The organism is Mesonia aestuariivivens (assembly GCF_019311235.1).
GTDB lineage: Bacteria > Bacteroidota > Bacteroidia > Flavobacteriales > Flavobacteriaceae > Mesonia > Mesonia aestuariivivens.
In genome coordinates this window covers 62132-84377 of the sequence record NZ_JAHWDF010000013.1, presented here as the reverse complement: position 1 = coordinate 84377, position 22246 = coordinate 62132, and the positions used below count along the sequence as shown (strand labels likewise).

Annotated in this window: 26 protein-coding genes and 1 pseudogene; 14 read left to right on the top strand and 13 right to left on the bottom strand. The window is 32.7% G+C overall.

The genetic code is table 11. From position 1 onward, the window contains the following. Nucleotides 1-522: 522 nt before the first annotated feature. The 8 genes from KW502_RS12120 to KW502_RS12090 all read left to right on the top strand — a co-directional run bounded on the left by KW502_RS12120 (nt 523) and on the right by KW502_RS12090 (nt 5625). On the top strand, nt 523-777 hold the full coding sequence (locus KW502_RS12120) for a type II toxin-antitoxin system Phd/YefM family antitoxin (protein ID WP_219040821.1): 255 nt from the start codon (nt 523-525) through the stop codon (nt 775-777). Nucleotide 778: 1 nt separating this feature from the next. Then, nucleotides 779-1036, top strand: a complete 258-nt coding sequence (locus KW502_RS12115) for a Txe/YoeB family addiction module toxin (RefSeq protein WP_219040820.1) — start codon at nt 779-781, stop codon at nt 1034-1036. Nucleotides 1037-1392: 356 nt separating this feature from the next. Beyond that, nucleotides 1393-1647 carry a helix-turn-helix domain-containing protein gene (locus KW502_RS12110; protein WP_255554229.1) on the top strand — a complete coding sequence of 85 codons (255 nt, stop codon included), beginning with the start codon at nt 1393-1395 and terminating at the stop codon, nt 1645-1647. A 30-nt stretch (nt 1648-1677) separates the two neighbouring features. Further along, a complete protein-coding gene (locus KW502_RS15425) occupies nt 1678-1851 on the top strand; it encodes a hypothetical protein (RefSeq protein WP_255554228.1) in 174 nt (57 codons plus the stop codon). After that, nucleotides 1797-2645, top strand: a complete 849-nt coding sequence (locus KW502_RS12105) for an IS3 family transposase (RefSeq protein WP_369412531.1) — start codon at nt 1797-1799, stop codon at nt 2643-2645. Before KW502_RS15425 ends, KW502_RS12105 begins: the two co-directional genes overlap by 55 nt. Before the next feature lie 338 nt (nt 2646-2983). Continuing rightward, on the top strand, nt 2984-3871 hold the full coding sequence (locus KW502_RS12100; RefSeq protein ID WP_219040819.1) for an NmrA family NAD(P)-binding protein: 888 nt from the start codon (nt 2984-2986) through the stop codon (nt 3869-3871). Nucleotides 3872-3877: 6 nt separating this feature from the next. Then, complete coding sequence (locus KW502_RS12095) at nt 3878-4789, top strand: alpha/beta fold hydrolase (protein ID WP_219040818.1); 912 nt, start codon at nt 3878-3880, stop codon at nt 4787-4789. 272 nt (nt 4790-5061) lie between these two features. Further along, the gene (locus KW502_RS12090; RefSeq protein WP_219040817.1) at nt 5062-5625 is read left to right on the top strand and encodes a Crp/Fnr family transcriptional regulator; all 564 of its coding nucleotides are present in this window, start codon (nt 5062-5064) and stop codon (nt 5623-5625) included. 598 nt (nt 5626-6223) lie between these two features. On the opposite strand, the gene KW502_RS15420 is transcribed toward KW502_RS12090, so the two are convergent. The 8 genes and pseudogenes from KW502_RS15420 to rpsF all read right to left on the bottom strand — a co-directional run bounded on the left by KW502_RS15420 (nt 6224) and on the right by rpsF (nt 11594). Next, nucleotides 6224-6970 carry a phage integrase SAM-like domain-containing protein gene (locus KW502_RS15420; protein WP_369412530.1) on the bottom strand — a complete coding sequence of 249 codons (747 nt, stop codon included), beginning with the start codon at nt 6968-6970 and terminating at the stop codon, nt 6224-6226. Beyond that, nucleotides 6944-7186 (bottom strand): annotated as a pseudogene (locus KW502_RS15750) (Arm DNA-binding domain-containing protein); the annotation flags it as partial. The gene KW502_RS15420 and the pseudogene KW502_RS15750, both read right to left, overlap by 27 nt. Nucleotides 7187-7436: 250 nt before the next feature. Continuing rightward, complete coding sequence (locus KW502_RS12080; RefSeq protein ID WP_219040816.1) at nt 7437-8429, bottom strand: 2-hydroxyacid dehydrogenase; 993 nt, start codon at nt 8427-8429, stop codon at nt 7437-7439. A 58-nt stretch (nt 8430-8487) separates the two neighbouring features. After that, a complete protein-coding gene (gene hisS / locus KW502_RS12075; RefSeq protein WP_219040815.1) occupies nt 8488-9858 on the bottom strand; it encodes a histidine--tRNA ligase in 1371 nt (456 codons plus the stop codon). 84 nt (nt 9859-9942) lie between these two features. Further along, nucleotides 9943-10422, bottom strand: coding sequence for a DUF6495 family protein (locus KW502_RS12070; RefSeq protein WP_219040814.1), 480 nt, complete (start codon nt 10420-10422; stop codon nt 9943-9945). 70 nt (nt 10423-10492) lie between these two features. Further along, nucleotides 10493-10942, bottom strand: coding sequence for a 50S ribosomal protein L9 (gene rplI / locus KW502_RS12065; RefSeq protein ID WP_219040813.1), 450 nt, complete (start codon nt 10940-10942; stop codon nt 10493-10495). A gap of 13 nt (nt 10943-10955) precedes the next feature. Continuing rightward, nucleotides 10956-11252 carry a 30S ribosomal protein S18 gene (rpsR, locus tag KW502_RS12060; RefSeq protein WP_219040812.1) on the bottom strand — a complete coding sequence of 99 codons (297 nt, stop codon included), beginning with the start codon at nt 11250-11252 and terminating at the stop codon, nt 10956-10958. Nucleotides 11253-11255: 3 nt separating this feature from the next. Next, nucleotides 11256-11594: a 30S ribosomal protein S6 gene (rpsF, locus tag KW502_RS12055; protein ID WP_219040811.1), complete on the bottom strand. Its 339-nt coding sequence runs from the start codon at nt 11592-11594 to the stop codon at nt 11256-11258. Nucleotides 11595-11755: 161 nt separating this feature from the next. Between rpsF and KW502_RS12050 the strand changes: the two genes are divergently transcribed. Next, nucleotides 11756-12469, top strand: coding sequence for a LytR/AlgR family response regulator transcription factor (locus KW502_RS12050; RefSeq protein WP_219040810.1), 714 nt, complete (start codon nt 11756-11758; stop codon nt 12467-12469). Here KW502_RS12050 and priA read toward each other — a convergent pair. After that, on the bottom strand, nt 12466-14916 hold the full coding sequence (priA, locus tag KW502_RS12045) for a replication restart helicase PriA (protein ID WP_219040809.1): 2451 nt from the start codon (nt 14914-14916) through the stop codon (nt 12466-12468). The genes KW502_RS12050 and priA overlap by 4 nt on opposite strands. Nucleotides 14917-15050: 134 nt before the next feature. On the opposite strand from priA, the gene KW502_RS12040 reads away from it, so the two are divergent. Further along, nucleotides 15051-15461, top strand: coding sequence for an OsmC family protein (locus tag KW502_RS12040; protein WP_219040808.1), 411 nt, complete (start codon nt 15051-15053; stop codon nt 15459-15461). Nucleotides 15462-15506: 45 nt separating this feature from the next. Here KW502_RS12040 and KW502_RS12035 read toward each other — a convergent pair whose 3' ends face one another. The 4 genes from KW502_RS12035 to nadC are packed head-to-tail and all read right to left on the bottom strand — an operon-like array spanning nt 15507 to nt 18307. Next, nucleotides 15507-15932: a DUF2147 domain-containing protein gene (locus KW502_RS12035; RefSeq protein ID WP_219040807.1), complete on the bottom strand. Its 426-nt coding sequence runs from the start codon at nt 15930-15932 to the stop codon at nt 15507-15509. Nucleotides 15933-15937: 5 nt separating this feature from the next. Then, nucleotides 15938-16501 (bottom strand): chalcone isomerase family protein, encoded by a 564-nt coding sequence (locus KW502_RS12030; protein WP_219040806.1) that lies wholly within the window; start codon nt 16499-16501, stop codon nt 15938-15940. A 27-nt stretch (nt 16502-16528) separates the two neighbouring features. Then, nucleotides 16529-17449 (bottom strand): YihY/virulence factor BrkB family protein, encoded by a 921-nt coding sequence (locus KW502_RS12025; protein WP_219040805.1) that lies wholly within the window; start codon nt 17447-17449, stop codon nt 16529-16531. After that, nucleotides 17450-18307, bottom strand: coding sequence for a carboxylating nicotinate-nucleotide diphosphorylase (gene nadC, locus KW502_RS12020; RefSeq protein ID WP_219040804.1), 858 nt, complete (start codon nt 18305-18307; stop codon nt 17450-17452). 50 nt (nt 18308-18357) lie between these two features. Here nadC and rlmH point away from each other — a divergent pair, with 50 nt between their 5' ends. The 4 genes from rlmH (at nt 18358) to KW502_RS12000 (ending at nt 22144) form a co-directional block, all read left to right on the top strand. Further along, complete coding sequence (gene rlmH, locus KW502_RS12015; RefSeq protein ID WP_219040803.1) at nt 18358-18831, top strand: 23S rRNA (pseudouridine(1915)-N(3))-methyltransferase RlmH; 474 nt, start codon at nt 18358-18360, stop codon at nt 18829-18831. Between the two features lie 21 nt (nt 18832-18852). Further along, nucleotides 18853-19425: a non-canonical purine NTP diphosphatase gene (locus KW502_RS12010; protein ID WP_219040802.1), complete on the top strand. Its 573-nt coding sequence runs from the start codon at nt 18853-18855 to the stop codon at nt 19423-19425. A gap of 77 nt (nt 19426-19502) precedes the next feature. Next, nucleotides 19503-21299, top strand: a complete 1797-nt coding sequence (locus KW502_RS12005) for a DEAD/DEAH box helicase (protein WP_219040801.1) — start codon at nt 19503-19505, stop codon at nt 21297-21299. 74 nt (nt 21300-21373) lie between these two features. Next, nucleotides 21374-22144: a carboxypeptidase-like regulatory domain-containing protein gene (locus KW502_RS12000; RefSeq protein ID WP_219040800.1), complete on the top strand. Its 771-nt coding sequence runs from the start codon at nt 21374-21376 to the stop codon at nt 22142-22144. Nucleotides 22145-22246 lie beyond the last annotated feature (102 nt).

Sequence of the window (22246 nt, the reverse complement as noted above, 5' to 3'; positions counted from 1 at the left end):
CCCTATGGGTACTATGACCTCTGCTGACTTCTCCACCTAGCCATCTCGTGATATTCCCGCGCGACATGCTGGCCCGTTCGCTAAAAATGTCTACAAGACATTTTCTTTACGCTCCGTCCTCCAGGTAAGGACATCTTTTTTCCCCTGATTCCTGCCGGATCTACTACTTCGGTATTCATTTCCAAAGAAACGTTTAGGACATCACAATGATGTGCTTGCTCATCCAACCTTATAGCCTCTTATCCGGTTCCTGTTCGTCAGTACCAAGATTTGTAGTCCCGATTCCTTCACTTCCCACCTTACGATAGACAAGCTTGCAGCTTACTAATGGTGCTTTGCAACTTTATAGAATGAGAGGACTCGTACGTGTAAGGGATCACTAATCTAAAACACGTTATAGTTCTCCTCTTTTTCTATATAAAGTTATTTAATACAAACTAAAGAAACACGTTAGCAACAACTTGAAAAAATTGCAAATATCATATTTTGTACATATATTTGTACTTAAATAAATATTAAATTATGCAAATCACAACTGTTTCTGACTTTAGAAAAGATATCAAAACATATTTGGACAGAGTTATCAAAAACTTTGAAACCTTAATAATTAACCGCGGAAAAGATTCTGGAATTGTTGTTATGTCACTAGAAGAATATAATTCTTTAATGGCTACAAATCACGAATTATCTTCCCGAAAAAATGAATTACGATTAGATTCTGCTATCGATAAACTAAAAAATGGAAAATCATTTTCAAAAGACTTAATCGAAGACTAATATGAAATATACATTTGTTGACGAATCTTGGGAAGATTATTTATATTGGCAAAAAACAGATAAGAAAAAACTTAAAAAAATAAACGAAATTTTAAAGGATATATCAAGAAATCCATTTGACGGAATCGGAAAACCAGAACCTTTAAAACATAAATACGCTGGATTTTGGTCAAGAAGAATTGACAGTGAACATAGATTGATTTATCAATATAAAGAGGGGGAAATTTTAATTGCAAAATGCAGATTTCATTATGACTAAAAAAGTACAGCTGCCAACAATGGTAACCGTTGCACAAGTCTAAATTTCTAAGAAAAGAGGATTATTCTGATTTTTAGAAATAGTTAAATTTTTGATTTATAAGGGTATGGTATTATTGAAATCTACTATTAATTTAAAATTTGATTAAAAAAGAGGTTGTGCAACAAGCACAATTCGTATAGCTAATTGTGGCTAAATGCTTTATCGATATTCGATATTTTTAGCTATATTTATGTTTAACGGACAAAACCAGATTAACCAAACCACAACTAGCCATATTATAAACCGTTTTACAACATGCACCAACTTTCCTGAAATAGGTAGACTAAAAATTAAACCATTAATTATAGTCACTTATGAAACACCAAAAACAACACTGGCGAAAAAAATCCTATCAAAAAGTAACTTTAGAGACTAAACTTTTAGTCGTTGACCAAATCCTTACAGGACACATATCAAACAAACAAGCTTCAAAAAAATACGATGTCCCTAGAACAACTATTACCTATTGGTTAAGAAAATACAATACCTTAGTGCAACAAAATAATGGTATGAGTAAAAACGATGAAATTAAAAAGTTAAAAGAAAAGATTGAAGAACTGGAGTTTTAAAAAGATTTTCAACAAGACATAATCGCTGATATGGAACTGATTACAGGTGTCGATATGTCAAAAAAGTCATTACCCAAAACATTAGCAAAAGAGATAGAGTTAAAAAAGAAAAAACGTATAAAAGAAAATGGCTCTATGGATGTTTTGGGATATCTAAACAAGCCTTCTACAAAAGAATCAAAGCTCAACAAAAACAAGAAATAGACCAGCAAAAGCTTATTAAAATGGTCAAAGACTACCGTAAAAAAGTAGGATCTAAAACGGGTGGAATCAAACTCTATACGGAACTAAAACAGAATTTCATAAACGCTGATATTAAGATCGGTAGAGATAAATTCTACCGGTTCCTTAGGCTAAACAATCTTTTGATCCCTAAAACTAAAAATTACATCACAACGACAAACTCAAACCATATATACAAAAAATATAAGAACCTTGTAAAAGACCACGTACCTACCCGACCGGAACAACTATGGGTAAGTGATATTACCTACATTAAAACTGAAAACGGACACAACTATCTTGCTTTAGTTACAGATGCCTATTCTAAGCAAATTATGGGCTACAACCTCGATAACCATATGAGAACATCACTTTGTAAAAAAGCACTTGATATGGCTATTAAAAACAGAAAATATCCTCATTTAAAACTCATTCACCACTCTGATAGAGGCTTCCAGTACTGCAATCCTAAATACACGCAGTTTGCAGAAGATAATAATATTACAATGAGTATGACAGAACAATATGATCCTTACGAAAATGCAGTTGCTGAACGCATTAACAGAACACTAAAACACGAATATGGCTTAAAACAAACTATTAAAAACACTGAATTAGCTCAGAAATTAACTCAACAAGCAGTATATATCTATAATAACCTTAGAACACATTTTAGCCTTGACTTAAGAAAACCTGCAGAAGTTCATCTTAATCCGAACATCCAATACAGATCTTATCGAAAAAATAATGTAAATTTACACCAACTACATATCTAAATATTAAAATATACCTATCAAAAAAGAGTCAACCTATATCAGTATAATACAAGAAAGGTATTACTGAAAAAGAGACTTTAGATTTTATAATAATTTACTTACTGTTTTTTCTAAGTTTATTAATTATGGAGTTCTCCCAGTTCATCAGTCTCGACTTTTATCGTAACTTTTTCCTACCAAATGGTAGTTTTAGCAATGATATTCCGGCATACATTTGAACTATAAAAATTCAACAAATTCTAGGAAAGCCCAGAAGAAATGAACAGAAAAACTTTTTACAATTTAATGGCAAGCCTAAAGGTATTATCCCTATTGGGGTGCCAAAAAAATCTATAGTAATGAAAAAGAAAATTTTAATTGCCGGTGCTACCGGGATGCTTGGTGGTAAAATCGCTGACTATCTTTTACAACAAGGAGCTGAAGTCATCGCCATTGTTAGGGAGTCCAGCGATAAAGAAAAAATTACCCCTTTAAAAAATAGTGGGGTAACCGTGATACCTCTTCAAATGGATGATCGCCTGGCGCTCCAAAAGGCGTGCGAAGGAGTTTCTTGCGTAATTTCAGCTGTAGCCGGTTTACGGGAAAGCATTGTCGATTTTCAATCGCGCCTGGTAGATGCGGCCATTGCAGCTAAGGTTCCCCAGTTTATCCCTTCCGATTTTTCAACAGATTTTACGCAAATGGATAGAGGTTTCAATCGAAACTTCGATCTCAGGAAAGAATTTAAGGTCTATTTGGATAAGCAACCTATAGAGTCGACTTCTATTTTTAACGGGGCTTTTGCCTACCTCTTAAACTACAACCTGCCGTTATTCAATGTAAAGGAAGGAAAAGTACTTTTTTACGGGGAAAAACAGGATTTTTCAATCGATTTTACGACGGTAGAAGATACCGCCCAATACACCGCCAAAGTAGCTTTGGACGATAAGACTCCCCGAAACCTGCATATTGCCAGTTTTAGTCCGAGTCCGAAAGATTTTGTAGCGCTCGGAAAACAATTTTTTGATAAAAATTTTGAACTGATCAATCGCGGATCCTTAGAGGATTTCGCTGCTGTAATCCAGGAAAAGAGAAAAGCCAATCCGCAGGGCGAACAGGAACTGTATGCCGATTGGCAACAAATGCAATACCTGCACAGTATGTTTTTGGTGCATCATTTAAAACTGGACAACAACCGCTATCCAGACCTTAAATGGACATCTATAGCCCAAGTAATTAAAAAGTAAAAATCTATGGAAAATCAAGCGCAATATTCGGATAAGGAATTGGTCAAACAATTACCGGGATTTACCAGCCATCTGATCACGGTAAATAACATTCAGTTACATTATGTAGCAGGAGGTACGGGGCAACCGCTTATTTGCCTTCCCGGCTGGCCGCAAACCTGGTATTCTTTTCATAAGGTAATGCCGGAACTGGCAAAAAAATACAGGGTGATTGTAGTAGATATTCGGGGAATGGGCAGCTCAGATAAACCCTTTAATGGCTACGACAAAAAAACGATGGCCAAGGATATTTTTGAACTGATCCAAAAACTGGGGATCAAAAAAGCACACGTATTGGGACACGATATTGGTGGGATGCTGGCTTCAAGTCTTGCTTTTAATTATCCGAAGGCTGTGGATAAACTTATCCTGATGGATGGCGCCCACCCGAGCGAAGCAATACGGGAAATGCGCCTGCTCCCTATGCCGGGAACTTTTGGAGATAAAATAAATGATAAAATGCCATTTTTATGGTGGATGGCTTTTAATCAGGTAAAGGAATTACCAGAACAGCTATTGGAAGGCCGGTTTAGGTACCTATTAGATTGGCTGTTTGCTTACGTAATGTTGGATGATGCTAAAATGAGTGATTTTGACCGGGAAGTTGCCGCCTACCATTATAATCGGCCTGAAAATATTAGGGCATCTAATGCCTGGTACCAGGCTTTTGAACAGGACATCAAGGATATGAATACCTACGGCACACTGCAAATGCCCGTTTTGGGGATGGCCAGCGAAAGCAGCTACGGGTTTATGAAGCAGGGATTGCCCTATATTGCAAAAAATGTAGAGGTGATTAAGGTAGAAGGTTCTGGGCACTATTTTAATGAAGAAAATCCGCAGGCCGTCATTGATGCCGTGCTTCATTTTCTAAACTAACGTATTGAAAAGGGAGTATAAAAAATACTCCCTTCTTCTTTAGGTAAAAGGAAGCAGTGCTAAAAGTTTCTGTATGTTCCCAAGCAAACTCGATAAATGATTAGTTCCATAATTTCTTAAATGACCCTGAGTTATAAGTAAGTCTATCGGCTTTAGCGTATTTTAAACTAAACTTAGCATCACAAAAGACAATTGATTTCCCTATTTTTGAATACTAGGCAGATAAAATATCCCTCGACGTATTAAAAATGGAATAAAGCGGTTTTCACCTTATGAAATCATTTACTGAATTTATACAATCAAAAGTTTTTATTACAGAGGAAATATTACAGGAAGTACTTTCAAAATTTCAGGAAAAAGAATATGCGCCGCATCAGGTGTTGCTTAAACGGGGACAGATTGCCAATCAATATTATTTTATCATTTCCGGAGGATTACGCTTTTTTTCGGATGAAAATGAAAATGAACATACGGCCTGGGCTTTTTTTGAAGGGGAATTCATTACGGAGATTAGTAGTTTGGCTCCTAGAAAACCTACCCGTTTTACTATTGAGACGATTGATACAACCAGTTTACTAGTAATAGAGCGAGCTGATATGGAAGAACTCTATGAGCGTTTTCCTATCTGGCAAAAATTTGGTCGTAAAATGTGGGAAGATATTTGTATTCAGCAAATTGAACAAAATGTAAATTATCAGACCTTAACTGCAGAAGGTATTTATTTAAAACTAATGGAAAACAGGGAATTTATTCAAAAAATGCCGGTAAAACAACTGGCCAGTATTTTGGGGATTACCCCTAATGCATTAAGCAGGATTAGGAGGAATATTAAATAATGAAATTTCCATTTCTCCAGTATGCTAACAAAGGATAAGTAGTTAGCTCTCAAATTTACTCACTTATACATTACTTTTTTATCGAAAAAAAGACATTAGCAAAACGAGAGTATACATTTAGCTACAAAATTGCGTATATCAACTACTTTTTAGCATTTAATCATCGATAAGTTTGCAATGCATAATAAATTTATAAAGATGAAAACAGTATTTAAAACAGAAATATAATTTAAAAATTAATAACTTCATCAAGTGCATCATCCGCATCTCGATGAATAAAATTAGCTTGATAATTCAAAGTAGTTTTTAAATCACTATGCCGATAGAGCTTTTGTAACATTAAAGGATGAATGCGGACACTCGCTATATTACCGAAGCTATGCCTAGCAATGTGGTTAGATAAATTTTTTTCAATCCTACATTCTTTGGCAATTTGTTTTAGGCATTTATTAAAGACCTTAGTAACACTTTTTGTTCGTATATAGATTTGTTCAGCATCATTAGTATCAGTATTTCTAAGGAACCGAAAGACATAACCTTTATTGAGTTTTTTCTATTTTTTATAAAGTTCTAAAAAAAAATTTGCCTTGGCAGGAATTTAAAGGCTGAGTGCTTTTTCATTTTTATTCATTATATAATAAAGTCGATTATCCTTAAAATCTGACCATTTTATTTTGACAACATCAGAAATACGAATCCCAGCAAAATAAAAAGAAAATAGCCATACATTATGAGTGTGCCAAATAGAACTATTTTCCTCCAACTTCAGTTTTTCTATTTTTTCAATCTCTTCTGTGCTTAGTCCTATCTTATTACCAGAACCAATTCTAATTTTCTCCTTATCACCGGCAAAGGGATAAAATTTTCGTTCAATAATTCCTTCCTTAATAGCTAAATTGAAAAGAGTTCTAATTAAAATAAGTTGATTAGTAATAGTTCTGGTTTTTTGCCCTAAATAAGAATGACAAAATGTTTTATATTTATTAATGAAAACTTCATCAATATCCCGGAACGCTAGAGCCTTACTATTTCTAAAATAAGCAACACCATCTAACCAGCTATATTTGTTAAGTCTAGCTTCACTAATTCGGTGCAAGCGGCGCTCATTGATTGACTTAATAATGGCTGATTTATTCTTATTCCTTTTTAGATTTAAAAATTCCTCGAGGTTATAAAGAATAGATAATTCAGCTTTAGCGACGGAAAATGTTCCTCCTTCATATTTTTCTATTATACGCTCTGCGGCTAGTTCAAAAAAGGATTTCTGTCCGTAGGTTCCTTTTAACTTTTGCTTTACCTGTTTCGGGCTAACCTGATCTTTAGATTCAAAAAATATGTCATTCACTTCACTCAATTTCTTCATTAAAAAATTGTTCAGCCTTTGTGAATTTGGATGACTCCTCTTCGCCTTTCCTGCATTTTTATCCCAATCCTTCTCGAAAACATATTATCCAAGCCACTTGTAATTGGTTTTGTAATTTTCACTAATTCTTAAAGCAAGAGGAATTCTACCATCCTTTCTCATCATATTCTTCCTTAAAACAATCTTGACATTGGCCATAATCTTTCATTAAAAATCTATATAAATAATCAATTTAAAAACTAGTACAGAATAATTTGATTTTAGCACTATTTGAATAAAACCATAAAATATGTAATTAACTAATAATCATATTGTTTAATATATTTTAGTTTGTTTTATATAGCTATTTGAATAGGTTCATAACCCGGAGGTCCCGAGTTCAAATCTGGATCTCGCTACAACAAAAAACCACTCTAAAATTTAGAGTGGTTTTTGTATATAAAAGATTTTATTTTAACACCCTATTCTCACTTTCTTTTCCCTCTTGAAAATCTAGGATATTCTGAAAAGTTACCTTTGCTATTTCTTGTAATGCTTCTTTCGTTAAAAAGCCTTGATGAGCGGTAATTAGCACATTTGGAAAAGAAATGAGTCGAGCAATATGATCGTCTTGAATAATATTTTCAGATAAATCTCTAAAGAATAAATGCTCTTCTTGCTCATAAACATCAATACCCAAATAGCCCAATTTCCCTTCTTTTAAAGCCTCAATTGCATCACCAGTATGAATTAATGCTCCCCTACTCGTATTGATAAGCATACAGCCTTTTTTAATACCACGTAAACTCGCAGCATCAATTAAATATTTGGTTTCTGGCGTTAAGGGGCAATGCAACGAAATAATATCAGATTTTTCTAATAATACGTCTAAATCTACATATTTTACTCCCATATCGCTCACCTTCTCATTCTCATATTTGTCGAAAGCTAGTATAGAATCTGTAAAACCTTTCATGATTTTACAGAAAGAAGCCCCAATTCTACCCGTTCCTATAACACCTATCGTTTTATTTTGAAGATTGAAGCCCTGAAGACGATCTAACGAAAAATTACCATCTCTAACGCGATTGTAAGCTTTATGTGTTTTTCTATTTAAAGTTAAGATAAGTGCTAGCGCATGTTCTGCAACCGCTTGAGGAGAGTAAGCCGGAACCCGATATACTTTTATATCTAATTGCTCAGCAGCTTTTAAATTAACGTTATTAAAACCAGCACAACGTAAGACAACCAACCTTACTCCTATTTCTTTTAAATGCTGAAGTGTTTCTTCATCTAAATGATCATTTACAAAAACGCAAATTCCGTCATAACCACGTGCTAAAGCAGCAGTATCTTTGGTTAAGGATGCATTAAAATATTTAAAACTGACTTCTTGTTGATGATTGTAGGGTTCAAAAAAGTCTTTATCGTAAGATTTAGTACTAAAAAAAGCAATTTTCATAATTTAAAATTCAAGAGTTGAATCAAAATTATAAAAATTGCTTGATGAAATTAATGATTTATCTCAGTTTCTCTATAATTGCTTGTAAAGAAATCGTTTCTTGTTCACCACTATTCATATGCTTTATCGTATATTTTTCAGCTTCTATTTCTTCAGTTCCCGCAAGTACCACATAAGGTATATTTCTTCTATTGGCGTGCGTCATTTGTTTTTTCATCTTAGCGCTATCTGGGTAAACTTCTGCATTAATGCCAGCATCACGCAAGGCTCTTACAGATTTCATTGCATAAAGGGCTTCTTTTTGCCCAAAATTGATAAAAATAAGCTTCGTATTTTCTTCTACCGTCTCAGGGAAGAGGTTTAACTCTTCTAACACCAAATAAATTCTATCTAGACCAAACGAAATACCAATACCGCTCATGTTTTTTAACCCAAAAATTCCGGTTAAATCATCATAGCGTCCGCCCCCGCCAATAGAGCCCATTTTTACTCCTTCTGGAGCTGAAATTTCAAATATAGCGCCGGTATAATAATTAAGTCCACGAGCTAAGGTTACATCTAAATCTAAGGTTGCGGTTTTTAGAGGCATTGCTTCAACCGCTTGTTGAATAAACTCTAATTCTTCAATTCCTTTTTTCCCTATTTCTGAAGTGGAAAGAATACTTTTTAATCCTTGTATTTTTGCTGAAAAATCTCCGTTTAACTGAAAAATAGGATCTATTTTCTGAATAGCTTCATCAGAAATTCCTTTTTCTCTCATTTCTTTTACCACACCATCTTTACCAATTTTATCAAGCTTATCAAGTGCTACCGTAAAATCAATTAGTTTATCACTTTCTTCAATAACTTCAGCAAAACCAGATAAAATTTTTCGGTTATTTATTTTTATAGTTACAACGTTAAGTTTTAATGAAGTAAAAACAGCATCGTACAATTGCAGAAATTCTACTTCTTGCCAAAGGCTGTCACTCCCAACCACATCTGCATCGCACTGAAAAAATTCTCTGAACCTTCCTTTTTGCGGACGATCTGCTCGCCATACGGGCTGAATTTGATAGCGTTTAAAAGGAAATTCTATTTCATTTTGATGTTGCACCACATAACGGGCAAAAGGAACGGTTAAATCGTAACGAAGTGCCTTTTCAGAGATTTTTGAAGTGATTTTCAGACTGTCTTTTTCAGTATACAAGTCATCTTTAACTTTACTTAAAAAATCACCACTATTCAAAATTTTAAAAATAAGTCGATCCCCTTCTTCTCCATATTTCCCCATTAAGGTAGAAGAATTTTCAAAGCTTGGCGTTTCTATAGGTTGAAAGCCAAAATGCTGAAATTGCTTTTTAATGGTTGAAATTATGTAATTTCTTCTATTTACTTCTGCTGGAGAGAAATCTCGGGTTCCCTTAGGGATACTTGGTTTTTGTGCCATAACTTTTTTAAAAAATGCTAAGATAACTAAAGAAAATACAAAAATAAGAAGCTTTTGTTTTCTCTTTAAAAGCGTTTTAATTTTTTAATCTTCTACTTCAATAAGCTTTTCAAAATACTGAAATAACTCTCCTTGAGTAATACTTGCACCTTGTTGCATTAAAGCGAAAATATCTTTATTTCTATCGTCTGTAATAACTTTTGTAGAGGTATAAATTTGTACCGCTTCATTTAGCAAGTTGTCTTGAAGCCAACGATACCCATCTTTTGTTCTTATATCTATGGTTTCATTTTCTACTTTTACACCGACTAATGTCATTTTTACCTCTCCTATTTTAAATAAAAATAATTGCTGTTTAGAAAAGTGTTCTAAAAACTTTGCTTGGTTTAATACACCTTCCCAAACTAAATCACTAAAAACATCGAGTTCATCTTCGGCTACAGAAGGCTTATTTTTTTTTATGTCTTGCCATTCTTCTGCAGTAATAGATTGTGTAGCTAAAAAATTAATAAATTCTTGATGAAGTTCTTCTAATTGTTCTTTTGTTAATCTGGTGTATTTCATAATTAGGTAAATTTTGGTTATAAAAAAACCTACCCAAATTGGGTAGGTTCTATATATGATCTAGCATTGATTATGCTTCTCCTACAACATCAAAAGTAAGGCTAGCAATAACTTCTCTATGAAAACGAAGTTTTGCTTCATATTGACCTAATCTCTTAATATTACCTCCAAAAATAGAGATATATTTTTTGTCAATATCTACACCTTCTTTAGCTAGTACTTCACTTAAATTAGCAGAAGTAATACTTCCGAATAATTTATCTCCAGCACCAGATTTAGCAGTAATTTTAAGGTCTAAACCATTAATTTTCTCTGCTTGCTTTTCAGCTTCTTCGATGTGCTTCTTTTCTTTGTATGATCTTTGCTTAAGCGTTTCTTGCAACATTTTCTTTGCTGAAGGAGTCGCTAATTCTGCAAAGCCGTGAGGGATTAAATAATTTCTCCCGTAACCATTTTTTACAGTTACGACATCATCTATAAATCCTAAATTATCTACGTCTTTCTTTAATATTAATTCCATAATGTCGTTTCTTTTATTTTAATAAATCACCAACGTATGGCATTAAGGCTAAATGACGCGCACGTTTAACTGCTACAGCAACTTTTCTTTGGTATTTTAAAGAAGTTCCTGTTAATCTACGTGGCAAAATTTTACCTTGATCGTTAACGAATGCCATTAAAAAATCAGGATCTTTGTAGTCTATGTACTTAATTCCAGATCTTTTGAAACGACAATATCTTTTCTTCTTAGAAGTTTCAATATTAAGCGGAGTTAAATATCTAATTTCTCCGTCTTTTTTTCCTTTCGCTTGTTGTTCTATAGATGACATAACTTACGCTTTTTCTTTGTTTCGTTTAACTCTTTTTTCTGCCCAAGCAACCGCGTGTTTATCTAATTTCACAGTTAGGTATCTCATCATACGTTCTTCACGTCTAAATAATAACTCTAACTCATCGATAACTTCACCTTCTACTTGGAACTCAAATAAGTGATAAAATCCACTTTTTTTGTGCTGAATTGGATACGCTAATTTTTTTAAGCCCCAATTCTCTTTGTTAACCATCTTAGCCCCTTTGGAATTAAGAAAATCTTCATATTTCTTAACTGTCTCCTTTACCTGCTCATCAGATAAAACGGGATTCAAGATGAAAACAGTTTCATAATGATTCATAATGTTAATGTTTAAATTAAATTGCGTGCAAAAATAAGACTTTTTTTGTTTCTAGCAATTATTATTTTAGTTTTAAATAAACTATCTTCAGCATTAGCGAGTTTTAGTTGCAATTCATCATAATTATACGTAAGATTGTTGTTCGTTTTTTATAAAATATAATGATTCATACCAAACTTAAATGTGTTGTCGTAGACGATTCTAGTTTACAAAGGTTATCTATTACAAAATTGGTAAAAGATCATCCTTCTTTAATTTTAGTGGCCGAGCATAATAATGCTTTAGACACTAAAAGAGAATTAGAAAATACGAAGGTTGATTTAATATTTCTAGATATTGAAATGCCTATTTTATCTGGATTTGATCTATTAGACAACCTAAAAGAAAAACCTCAGATTGTCTTTGTTACCGGCAAAACTCAGTACGCTTTTCAAGCTTTTAATTACAGCGCTATAGATTATTTACAAAAGCCTGTAACTAAAGATAGATTTAATGTAGCTGTACAAAAAGCGTTAGAGTTTCATCAAGTAAATATAGACAAACAAATCCCTGTAGATGAAAATTATATTTTTATAAAAAGTAATCTTAAAAAACATAAGCTGTTTTTAAATCAGGTAAAATATGTAGAAGCTTTTGGAGATTACGTAAAAGTAATTACAGATAACGAAACCTATACCGTACTTTCTACTATGAAAGGTTTTGCTGAAGAATTACCAAAATCACAGTTTTTAAGAGTTCATAAATCCTATATCGTTAATCTTTTCCGTATTAAAAATTATAGCAGCAAGCTTGTTTTTCTTGAAGGTATAGAAATCCCTTTAAGCCGAAACAGAAAAAAAGATTTAGAAGAAAGCTTAGAAGGTATTGAAGATTAATAAGGATCTACATTTATAATCACTCTTATTTTTCTGTAATTACCTATAGAATCATAACTTTTTAGCACCCGCTCTATATATTCTTTTGTTTTTTGAATTGAGTTTTTAGGAGGAATCTTAACAATAATATTCTTATAATATTCATTTCTTATTCTAGCTACCGGAGGGAATTCTGGTCCCAATACATGAGGATGAAATGCTTGCGATAAAGCTTTAGCTAACCAAGAAGATGCTTCATTTAATACATTATAATCTTTTCCTTTTAAAGTAAGCTTTATCAATCTATAATAAGGAGGGTATTTAAAATTATAACGATCTTCCATTTGCTCTTCGTACATTGCTGTATAATTATTAGAAGAAACCTGTTGAAGAATTTGATGGTAAGGGTTATAAGTTTGTATCAACACCTTTCCTCTATCTTTGGTTCTACCTGCTCTACCGGCAACCTGCAAAAGCAACTGAAAACTTCTTTCGTGAGCTCTAAAATCTGGGAAATTTAACAAACTATCTGCATTCATCACTCCCACCAAATCTACATTTCTAAAATCTAAACCTTTCGTAAGCATCTGGGTACCTACCAAAATATCTATTTGCCGCTGCTCAAAAGCATTTATAATTTTTTCATAACCATATTTTCCTCGCGTAGTATCTAAATCCATACGGCCAATGTTATGATCAGGAAATAATGAACTCAATTCAGTTTCTACCTGCTCTGTTCCAAAACCTTTAGTAGACAAATCTGTACTACCACAAGCTAAACATTGTTTTTGCATAGCCATATGATAACCGCAATAATGACAGCGTAAAGAATTATTATGCTGATGATAGGTAAGACTCACATCACAATTAGGACATTGTGGAGAATTACCACAAGTATTACACTCTAAAATAGGAGAAAACCCTCTCCTGTTCTGAAAAAGAATCACTTGTTTACCTTCGCCTAAGGTCACTCGCATTTCTTCTAATAAACGATCTGAAAAATGCCCCGTCATTTTCTTTTTCTTATGCTTATCTTTAATATCTACCAACTCTATTTCTGGCGGAAGCACATTACCATATCGTTTAGTTAACTCTACCAGCTCATATTTCTGTGAACTACTATTGTGATAACTTTCTAAACTAGGCGTAGCAGAACCTAGTAATAACTGACTTTTAAAAAAAGAGGCCAGCACTACCGCTGCATCTCTAGCTTGGTAACGAGGCGCAGGATCATATTGTTTAAACGTAGCCTCATGAGATTCATCTACAATCACTAAACCTAACTTCTGAAAAGGTAAGAAAATAGATGATCTTGCCCCAATTACAATTTTACCTTTCGTATTATTAAGCACATGGTTATAAACTTCTACTCGTTCATTTACAGAATATTTACTATGGTAAATTAAAACTTGATCTCCAAAATATTTTTGAAGCCTACCTATTAACTGAGTTGTTAGAGCTATTTCTGGCAATAAATACAACACTTGTTTATTTTGGGCTATACATTCTTGAATAAGTTTAATATAAATTTCTGTTTTACCAGAAGAAGTAATTCCATGTAAAAGTGTAACTTTATTATTTTTGAAATGAGAAGTTATCTCTTGATAAGCTTGCTGTTGTGATTGATTAAGTTCTATATTAAAATCTTTAACTTCTCCCTCAAAATTCACTCGGTCTTTTTGAAGATGATAACTCTTCAAAACACCTTTATCTAATAACGATTTTACCGTTGAAGCCGATGCAGAACTTTCTTTTGCTAATAGCTTTTTCTCTATTGGTTTCTTAAGCTTAGCTTCTAAAGAAAATAAGGTAAAAACAACCTCTCGTTGTTTAGGTGCGTTTTTAAGTTCTTCTAATAATTCATTTAATTTCGCTTCTTCTTTAAATTCTGAAGTTAATTTTACATACGTAATTAATTTAGGTTTATACTGTTTGTATAATTCTTGATTAACAACAATAGCCTGCTTCTTCACTAACCTATTAATAACTGGCAAGACGGCTTTCTTCTCTAAAATCTGCATTACCTCCTGAATTTTTAGCAAACTCTGATTTTGTAACGCTTCAACAATCAAAAACTCTTCATCATCTAATGTATGCTCATCAATAGATGAAGACTTGTCTAACTCAATAACAGTTTCACTTTCCAACAAAAAAGCACTCGGCAAAGCTGCTTTTAACACTTCACCTTCTGCACACATATAATAAGAAGCGATCCATGACCAAAATTTTAATTGATAAGAAGTTACTAACAGACTTTGATCTAACACTTCTTCAATTAATTTAGCTTCATATTGGGTAGGACGTTCTTCATGAATCTTCGCCACCACTCCTGTATAAACTTTAGATTTCCCAAAAGGCACCGCAACTCTCATTCCTACTTCAAGTACAGACACATCTTTATCTTCTACTTGATAAGTAAAATGTTTTGGTAAAGGAAGAGGTAAAATTACATTAGCAAATTTATGCATAAATAGAAGTAAAATATTTCTTATTGAACATAGAAAACAAATGTAAAATTTAATTTGTAAGCTTAGCCTATGGTTAAGATTTTTATAATAATTCTTTACCCTAATATATCTTTCTTAGCTTTAAATAAAAAATTATGATTAGAAAAGCAACAGCGGTTTGGAAAGGAAACCTAAAAGAAGGTAAAGGAAATTTATCTACAGAAAGTGGAATTTTAGATAAGACTCAATATTCTTATAAAACAAGATTTGAAAATGGTAAAGGAACAAATCCTGAAGAATTAATAGGTGCAGCTCATTCAGGATGTTTCACCATGCAACTTTCTGCTTTTTTAGCTGAACAAAATTTTCCGGCAGATCTATTAGAAACTAAAGCTGAAGTTACTTTTGAAGATGGTGCGGTAAGCAAATCTCATTTAATTTTAGTAGCCGAAGTACCTCATATTACTGAAGAAAAGTTTAATGAAATTGCAAACAAAGCCAAAGAGAGTTGCCCAATTTCAAAATTATTAAACACAGAAATTACATTAGACAGTACGTTAAAGTAAATCTTAAACAAAAAAAAGCGCTTGAATATTCAAGCGCTTTTTTTGTTATAATCGTTGCCATTGCATGGTTTTGTAGAAGAAACTTATATAGCCCCTCACATTTAAAAGATCTGGATTATCTTCATCTAACCAAATTTTAGATTTATAAACCTTACCATCGTCTGGATTGGTGATAGTACCATCTACATAACGATCACCATCTTTATGAAAATGTTTCATCAAAACAAGTCCATGAATTTTCATGTCTTTATCTTCTCCCTCGCATTTCACGCAAAGCCTATCGCGCTTATCTTCGTTAACAATCTTAATTACCTTACCATAGACTAATCCATCTTCAGCTTCGTAAATTTTTACAATAGAGCGAGTCTCCCCCGTTTCTTCATTTATAATTTTCCAATCATCTAAAATACTTTGACTTAAAAGTATGGTTGGAAATAATAAAAATAGCAGTAAAGTTTTTAAGTTTTTCATAAATATTAATCTAGACCTAACATTGCTTCTTTTAAGTCGTCATCTGCAGGTTTGTTAGAAAGCCAAATACCAAATAAGGCTTTTTTAAATTCCATTCCTTCAATAGTTCCTTTTTCCTTTCCGTTTTTATAAGATACTACTCCCTTTTCTGGTTGATATGTAATATCAAAAACATCTCCTTTATTGATTTCTTCCTTAAAAAAAGTAATAAATTTTTCAATCTTACTTTTTAAGGGAGCAGTATTTCCATTGGTAGAGTTTTCAAACCCCTCTTCTACCGCATCAATCATCTTTTTACTACTAATAAGGTTAGAAACAATATGTAATTTTACAGCCATTGCTTCTTCTGAATTTAATATTTTATTAGCATCAGATGATGCTGAAGAAAGGTATAATGCTCCTGCATATAAATCTATCCATAACTTTTCTCTTACTCCAGCTCCATTTAACGTTAAGTTATATTCACCAAAATTCTCTTGAACTGGAATCGTAATTCCTGCTACTTCTTTTTGTGCCTGCGTAAAACCGATTACACAAAATACCATTAAAACTAACAATACCTTTTTCATATTTCTAATTTTTAGACCTTTAAATTATTAAAAATTTTGTTTTAAACGGTTAATTGATGCATTTAATTCAAAACCAAGTAATAAGATATTTGCATTTAACCAGATGTAAACCATCATAATAAGCAAAGCACCTATCGATCCATAAAGCTTATTATAAGTGCTAAAATTTTCAATATAAATTGAAAACAAGAACGTAGTAAGCATTATTAAAAGAGTGGTAAAAAGTGCACCAACAGAAAAATACCTTGAATTTCTGCCTTCTTTGGTACCAAAATAATAAAGCGTTGCAACTGCATTATATATTAAAAGTATAAAAACTGTATACCTTCCCATCTTTGCCCAATATAAGTTATCAGAAAATATGCCAATCGCCTTTAAGTCTTCAATAATATATGTTAAATATACCAGAGAGATCACTGCAATAAGCAACATTAATGCTACAATTATAGAAGTCCCTAAGGCTACAATATATTGTTTAATAATAGATCTATTGATAGTGGTATGATAAGAAAACTCAAACCCTGTAAAAATAGCATTAATACCATTAGTCATTAAAAAAATAGACAGTAAAAATGTGAACGAAAGTAAACCAGCACGCGGTGTGTTTACAATATCTGCAAAAACTTCATTAAAAAAACTAGAAGTTTGTGGAGGCAAAAGCGTATCCATAAAAGCTAAAACCTCTAATTGAAAATCATCAATAAACCAGATGTATGGAATTAAATTTAGAGTGAAAAGCAAAAAAGGGAAAATAGCCATAAAAAAACTAAAAGCTATAGAACTTGCCCGTGTAGAAAATGTGCCTTTAATAATCCCAACCGAGTAAATTTCCCACAGATCATAAAGAGACAACCCCTCCAAACCCGGTAAAATAATTGCCTTTGCTTTTTTTACTAACCAGCCAACACCTGGAATTTTTTTTAATTTTTTCTCTACTTCTTCAGACATTTATATTGCCTTTAAACTCAAATCTAAATTATAAACCGAATGTGTTAATGCGCCACTAGATATAAAATCTACTCCGCATTCTGCGTATTTTCGAGCAGTTTCTAAGGTTATACCACCACTAGACTCGGTCTGACATTGCTCTCCAATCATGTGTACTGCTTTTTTGGTGTCTTCATAATTAAAGTTATCAATTAAAATACGATGCACCCCTGTGTTCTTTAAAATTTCTTGAATTTCTGTAAGGTTTCGCGCTTCTACAATAATTTTAAGATCAAGATTATTTTCTTTTAAATAAAGTTTTGTTTTATCAATAGCTTTGGTAATTCCGCCAGCAAAATCTATATGATTATCTTTTAGCATAATCATATCATACAAGGCAAACCTATGATTTTCTCCTCCTCCAATTTTCACAGCCCATTTTTCTAAAGCTCTTAAACCTGGTGTGGTTTTACGCGTATCTAAAATTTTTGTATTAGTACCTTTTAAGAGTTTTGCAAATTCATGCGTTTTTGTAGCGATAGCACTCATACGCTGCATAGCATTTAAAACCAAACGCTCTGCTTTTAAAATAGATTGACTATTACCTGATACATAAAATGCGATGTCTCCATTTACAATCTGCTCTCCATCATCAATTAATTTTTCAACTATTAAATTTTTATCTACATATTGAAAAACTTGATATGCAAAATTCACACCTGCTAAAATTCCGTTATCTTTTACTAGCAGTTTTGCTTTTCCTTTGGCGTATCCCGGAATGCAGGCTAATGAACTATGATCGCCATCACCTACGTCTTCTCGAATAGCATTTTTTATAATTAAATCTACTTCTTTTTGAAATTGTTCTTGACTAATCATAATATCAGGTTATTTTTGCTAATGTAACAAAGTAATTCCTAACTTAAAAAATGACTATAAAATTACTCGCTGTAGGAAAAACAGATCACAAAGATTTACAAAAACTTATAGACCAATACATTAAGCGACTCAAACACTATTGTAAGTTTGAAATTGAGATAATTCCTGATATAAAAAAAGTTAAAAATATGGATGAGAACCTTCAAAAACAAAAAGAAGGTGAACTCATTTTAGCTAAAACCCAAACTTCAGACCTGTTAGTTTTATTAGATGAAAACGGCAAAAATTTTTCTTCCCTAGACTTCTCTAATTGGTTACAAAAACAAATGAATACCGGTATGAAACAACTCATTTTTGTAATTGGCGGTCCTTATGGCTTTTCTGAAGAGGTTTATAAACGAGCAAATCAAAAAATTGCCTTATCTAAAATGACATTTTCTCACCAAATGGTACGTTTATTTTTTACAGAACAATTATACCGCGGATTCACAATTTTAAAAAACGAACCCTATCACCATCAATAAATCTAACCTATACACAAAACTATGCGACTCGTATTTGCTACTCATAATAAAAATAAATTTAAAGAAATTAAGAGCTTACTCCCTAATTTTATAGAACTACTATCCTTAGATGATATTGGTTGCACAGAAGATATAGAAGAAACCGGAAAAACTATAGATGAAAATGCCATCATCAAAGCAAAATATGTAAAAGAAAAATATAAATACAATTGCTTTGCAGATGATACCGGATTAGAAGTAGATGAATTAGGCGGAGAGCCAGGTGTTTATTCGGCTAGGTATGCAGGAGAACAAAAAGACGATCAAGCCAATATAAATAAATTATTAACTCAGCTCGAAGGAAAACAAAATCGAAAAGCAAGGTTTAAAACCGTTATAGCTTTAACCTTAAATAACAAAGAAACATTATTCACTGGAAATTGTGAAGGAGAAATTTTAAAAGATAAAAAAGGAGATCAAGGTTTTGGTTACGACCCTATTTTTAAACCTAAAGGTTATGAAAAAACTTTTGCTGAGATGAATTTAACAGAGAAAAGTACTATTAGTCACCGTGCTAAAGCATTTAACCAATTAAAAAATTACCTTTCAGAATAAATTATATTTAATAGTTAACTAATTATAGCATAAGCTGTAAAGGATTGATTACCTTTGCCCCTTATTTTATTTTTTATATGAACAAATTTGAACAATTAGGGCTTAATGCCGAAATCGTGAATGCTATAAATGATATGGGGTTTGAATCTCCTAGTGGCGTACAAGAGCAAGCGATACCAATTTTACTAGAAAAAGAAACCGATTTGGTGGCTTTAGCACAAACCGGTACAGGAAAAACCGCAGCATTTGGTTTTCCATTAATTCAAAAAATTAATGCAGTCAGTAAAAAAACACAAGGATTAATCTTATCTCCAACAAGAGAATTGTGTTTACAAATTACCAATGAGTTAAAAAACTATTCAAAATATATTCCTCAATTAAATACGGTTGCTATTTATGGAGGCTCTAGCATCACAGATCAAGAGCGTCAAATAAAAAGAGGGGCTCAAATTATTGTAGCTACTCCAGGCCGTATGAAAGATATGGTAGGACGAGGAATGATAGACATCTCTGAGATTAGCTACTGTGTTTTAGATGAAGCTGATGAGATGCTTAATATGGGATTCTTTGAAGATATTACTGCTATTTTATCTCACACTCCACAAGAGAAAAAAACTTGGCTTTTTAGCGCGACCATGCCAAAAGAGGTTGCCGTTATCGCTAAAAAATTCATGAAAAACCCTGAAGAGATTACTGTAGGGTCTAAAAATGAAGGTACTAAAAACGTTTCACACGAATATTATGTAAGTCCGGGTAGAGATCGCTACCAAGCTTTAAAACGTTTAGCCGATGCTAATCCAGATATTTTTTCTGTAATTTTCTGTAGAACAAAACGTGATACACAAAAAGTTGCTGAAAAATTAATAGAAGATGGGTATAGCGCAGGAGCAATCCACGGAGATTTAAGTCAAAACCAACGTGACTTAGTCATGAAAAGTTTTAGAGCTCGTCAAATACAAATGTTAGTTGCTACAGATGTAGCCGCACGTGGTATAGATGTAGATGATATTACTCACGTTATCAATTACCAATTACCAGATGAAATTGAAACTTATACTCACCGAAGCGGTCGTACAGGTCGTGCAGGAAAAAGTGGAGTTTCAATGGTGATTGTTAGTAAAAGTGAAGTTCGAAAAATTAAAAGTATCGAACGTATCATAAAACAATCTTTTGAACAAAAAGATATTCCTAGCGGAGAAGAAATTTGCCAAGTGCAGCTTTTTCACTTAGCTAACGACATTAAAGATACAAAGATCAATCATGAGATTGATCCATTTCTTCCGCAGTTAGAAGAAATACTTAAAGACTTTACCAAAGAAGAGTTAATTCAAAAATTCTTTTCTGTTGAATTTACACGTTTCTTTAATTATTATAAAAATGCTTCAGATTTAAACTCTAAAGTACAAAATGATAACTATAGTGATAACGGAGATTCTACAAGATTCTTTATTAACGTTGGAGCTAAAGATGGTTTTGATTGGATGTCTTTAAAAGATTTCTTAAAAGAACATTTAGACTTAGGCAGAGATGGCGTTTCTCGCGTAGATGTTAAAGATAGTTTCTCTTTCTTTAATACAGATACCGTAGAAAAAGATAAAGTAATCGCTGCTTTCGAAAATTACCAACACGAAGGTAGATCTGTTAACGTTGAAATTACCAAAGGTAATTCTGGCGGTGGCGGCGGAAGAAACCGTGGAGGCAGAAAAGGCGGCGGTGGTCGTGGAAGGAGAAATGATGATTTCTCAAGCAAAAATTCTGGTGGCGGAAGAAGGTCTTCTTCTAGAAGAAGCGGTTCTGACGGCAACAAAGGTGGCGGCGCTAGAAAATCTAATATCAAAAGTTCTATTAGTAGACGAAAAAATAAAAAATCTTAAGATTGATGTAATTTTTGATAAAATTGTTAGTCTATTGATTAAATTATTTTATTTTTCTTCTCAAGAAACAAACGATGCAAAAATTTTTCTTCCTTTTTTTATTTACTCTCTTTAGTTTCGTTACTGTAGCTCAAGAAACAGATTCTACCTTATATGTTAAAGGTAGAGTTTTAAATGCCGCAGACGACACTTCTATCGAAGATGTTAATATCGTTAATTTAAATGAAGTTATCGGTACGTCTACCAATGAGAAAGGAGAGTTTAAAATTAAAGCAAGCATTAATGATACCTTATTTTTCTCTTACCTCGGTTATAAATCTATCGAGGTAAGAGTTACTAATGACTGGAAAAAGTTTGGTGAAGTAAAAATTAAAATGACTGAAATAGGTATAGCCTTAGAAGAGGTCACTTTAAAACCATTAAAGCTTACCGGTTACCTAGAAATAGATGCCAAAAACATTCCTATCTACGAGAATCACAGGTACAGTATTTCTGGTTTAAATTATGGTTATGAAGCTGGTGATAGTCAACCTGGCGCATTTACCAGAGCTATGGAATCTATTTTCAACCCAGTAGATTTTCTCTATAATATTTTCGGAAAAAAACCGCGACAAATGAAAAAGTTGCGAAAGATGAAAGAAGATGATGAAATTAGAAACCTTCTAGCTAAAAAATTCAACAGAGAAACTCTTAGCGCATTACTTCAAGTTACTCGTGTAGATATCGATGAGATTTTACGTAATTGCAATTACTCAGATAGTTTTATAAAATCTGCTAACGACCTACAAATCTTAGACGCTATAAGCAACTGTTACGAAGAATACAAAGTACTTAAAAGAAAATAAAAAAACCTACTCCCTTCTATTTCATTTCCATTTTAAGAAACTTTATCAATAACTTATCATTATTTTCTTTGGTAAAACTTCTCTTTTTGTTTTTTTTGATAA

Excerpts from the sequence above, each read along its gene's own strand:
- KW502_RS12120 (WP_219040821.1), top strand. The coding sequence starts at position 523 with ATGCAAATCACAACTGTTTCTGACTTTAGAAAAGATATCAAAACATAT.
- KW502_RS12115 (WP_219040820.1), top strand. The coding sequence starts at position 779 with ATGAAATATACATTTGTTGACGAATCTTGGGAAGATTATTTATATTGG.
- KW502_RS12110 (WP_255554229.1), top strand. The coding sequence starts at position 1,393 with ATGAAACACCAAAAACAACACTGGCGAAAAAAATCCTATCAAAAAGTA.
- KW502_RS15425 (WP_255554228.1), top strand. The coding sequence starts at position 1,678 with ATGGAACTGATTACAGGTGTCGATATGTCAAAAAAGTCATTACCCAAA.
- KW502_RS12100 (WP_219040819.1), top strand. The coding sequence starts at position 2,984 with ATGAAAAAGAAAATTTTAATTGCCGGTGCTACCGGGATGCTTGGTGGT.
- KW502_RS12095 (WP_219040818.1), top strand. The coding sequence starts at position 3,878 with ATGGAAAATCAAGCGCAATATTCGGATAAGGAATTGGTCAAACAATTA.
- KW502_RS12090 (WP_219040817.1), top strand. The coding sequence starts at position 5,062 with ATGAAATCATTTACTGAATTTATACAATCAAAAGTTTTTATTACAGAG.
- KW502_RS12080 (WP_219040816.1), bottom strand. The coding sequence starts at position 8,429 with ATGAAAATTGCTTTTTTTAGTACTAAATCTTACGATAAAGACTTTTTT.
- hisS (WP_219040815.1), bottom strand. The coding sequence starts at position 9,858 with ATGGCACAAAAACCAAGTATCCCTAAGGGAACCCGAGATTTCTCTCCA.
- KW502_RS12070 (WP_219040814.1), bottom strand. The coding sequence starts at position 10,422 with ATGAAATACACCAGATTAACAAAAGAACAATTAGAAGAACTTCATCAA.
- rplI (WP_219040813.1), bottom strand. The coding sequence starts at position 10,942 with ATGGAATTAATATTAAAGAAAGACGTAGATAATTTAGGATTTATAGAT.
- rpsR (WP_219040812.1), bottom strand. The coding sequence starts at position 11,252 with ATGTCATCTATAGAACAACAAGCGAAAGGAAAAAAAGACGGAGAAATT.
- rpsF (WP_219040811.1), bottom strand. The coding sequence starts at position 11,594 with ATGAATCATTATGAAACTGTTTTCATCTTGAATCCCGTTTTATCTGAT.
- KW502_RS12050 (WP_219040810.1), top strand. The coding sequence starts at position 11,756 with ATGATTCATACCAAACTTAAATGTGTTGTCGTAGACGATTCTAGTTTA.
- priA (WP_219040809.1), bottom strand. The coding sequence starts at position 14,916 with ATGCATAAATTTGCTAATGTAATTTTACCTCTTCCTTTACCAAAACAT.
- KW502_RS12040 (WP_219040808.1), top strand. The coding sequence starts at position 15,051 with ATGATTAGAAAAGCAACAGCGGTTTGGAAAGGAAACCTAAAAGAAGGT.
- KW502_RS12035 (WP_219040807.1), bottom strand. The coding sequence starts at position 15,932 with ATGAAAAACTTAAAAACTTTACTGCTATTTTTATTATTTCCAACCATA.
- KW502_RS12030 (WP_219040806.1), bottom strand. The coding sequence starts at position 16,501 with ATGAAAAAGGTATTGTTAGTTTTAATGGTATTTTGTGTAATCGGTTTT.
- KW502_RS12025 (WP_219040805.1), bottom strand. The coding sequence starts at position 17,449 with ATGTCTGAAGAAGTAGAGAAAAAATTAAAAAAAATTCCAGGTGTTGGC.
- nadC (WP_219040804.1), bottom strand. The coding sequence starts at position 18,307 with ATGATTAGTCAAGAACAATTTCAAAAAGAAGTAGATTTAATTATAAAA.
- rlmH (WP_219040803.1), top strand. The coding sequence starts at position 18,358 with ATGACTATAAAATTACTCGCTGTAGGAAAAACAGATCACAAAGATTTA.
- KW502_RS12010 (WP_219040802.1), top strand. The coding sequence starts at position 18,853 with ATGCGACTCGTATTTGCTACTCATAATAAAAATAAATTTAAAGAAATT.
- KW502_RS12005 (WP_219040801.1), top strand. The coding sequence starts at position 19,503 with ATGAACAAATTTGAACAATTAGGGCTTAATGCCGAAATCGTGAATGCT.
- KW502_RS12000 (WP_219040800.1), top strand. The coding sequence starts at position 21,374 with ATGCAAAAATTTTTCTTCCTTTTTTTATTTACTCTCTTTAGTTTCGTT.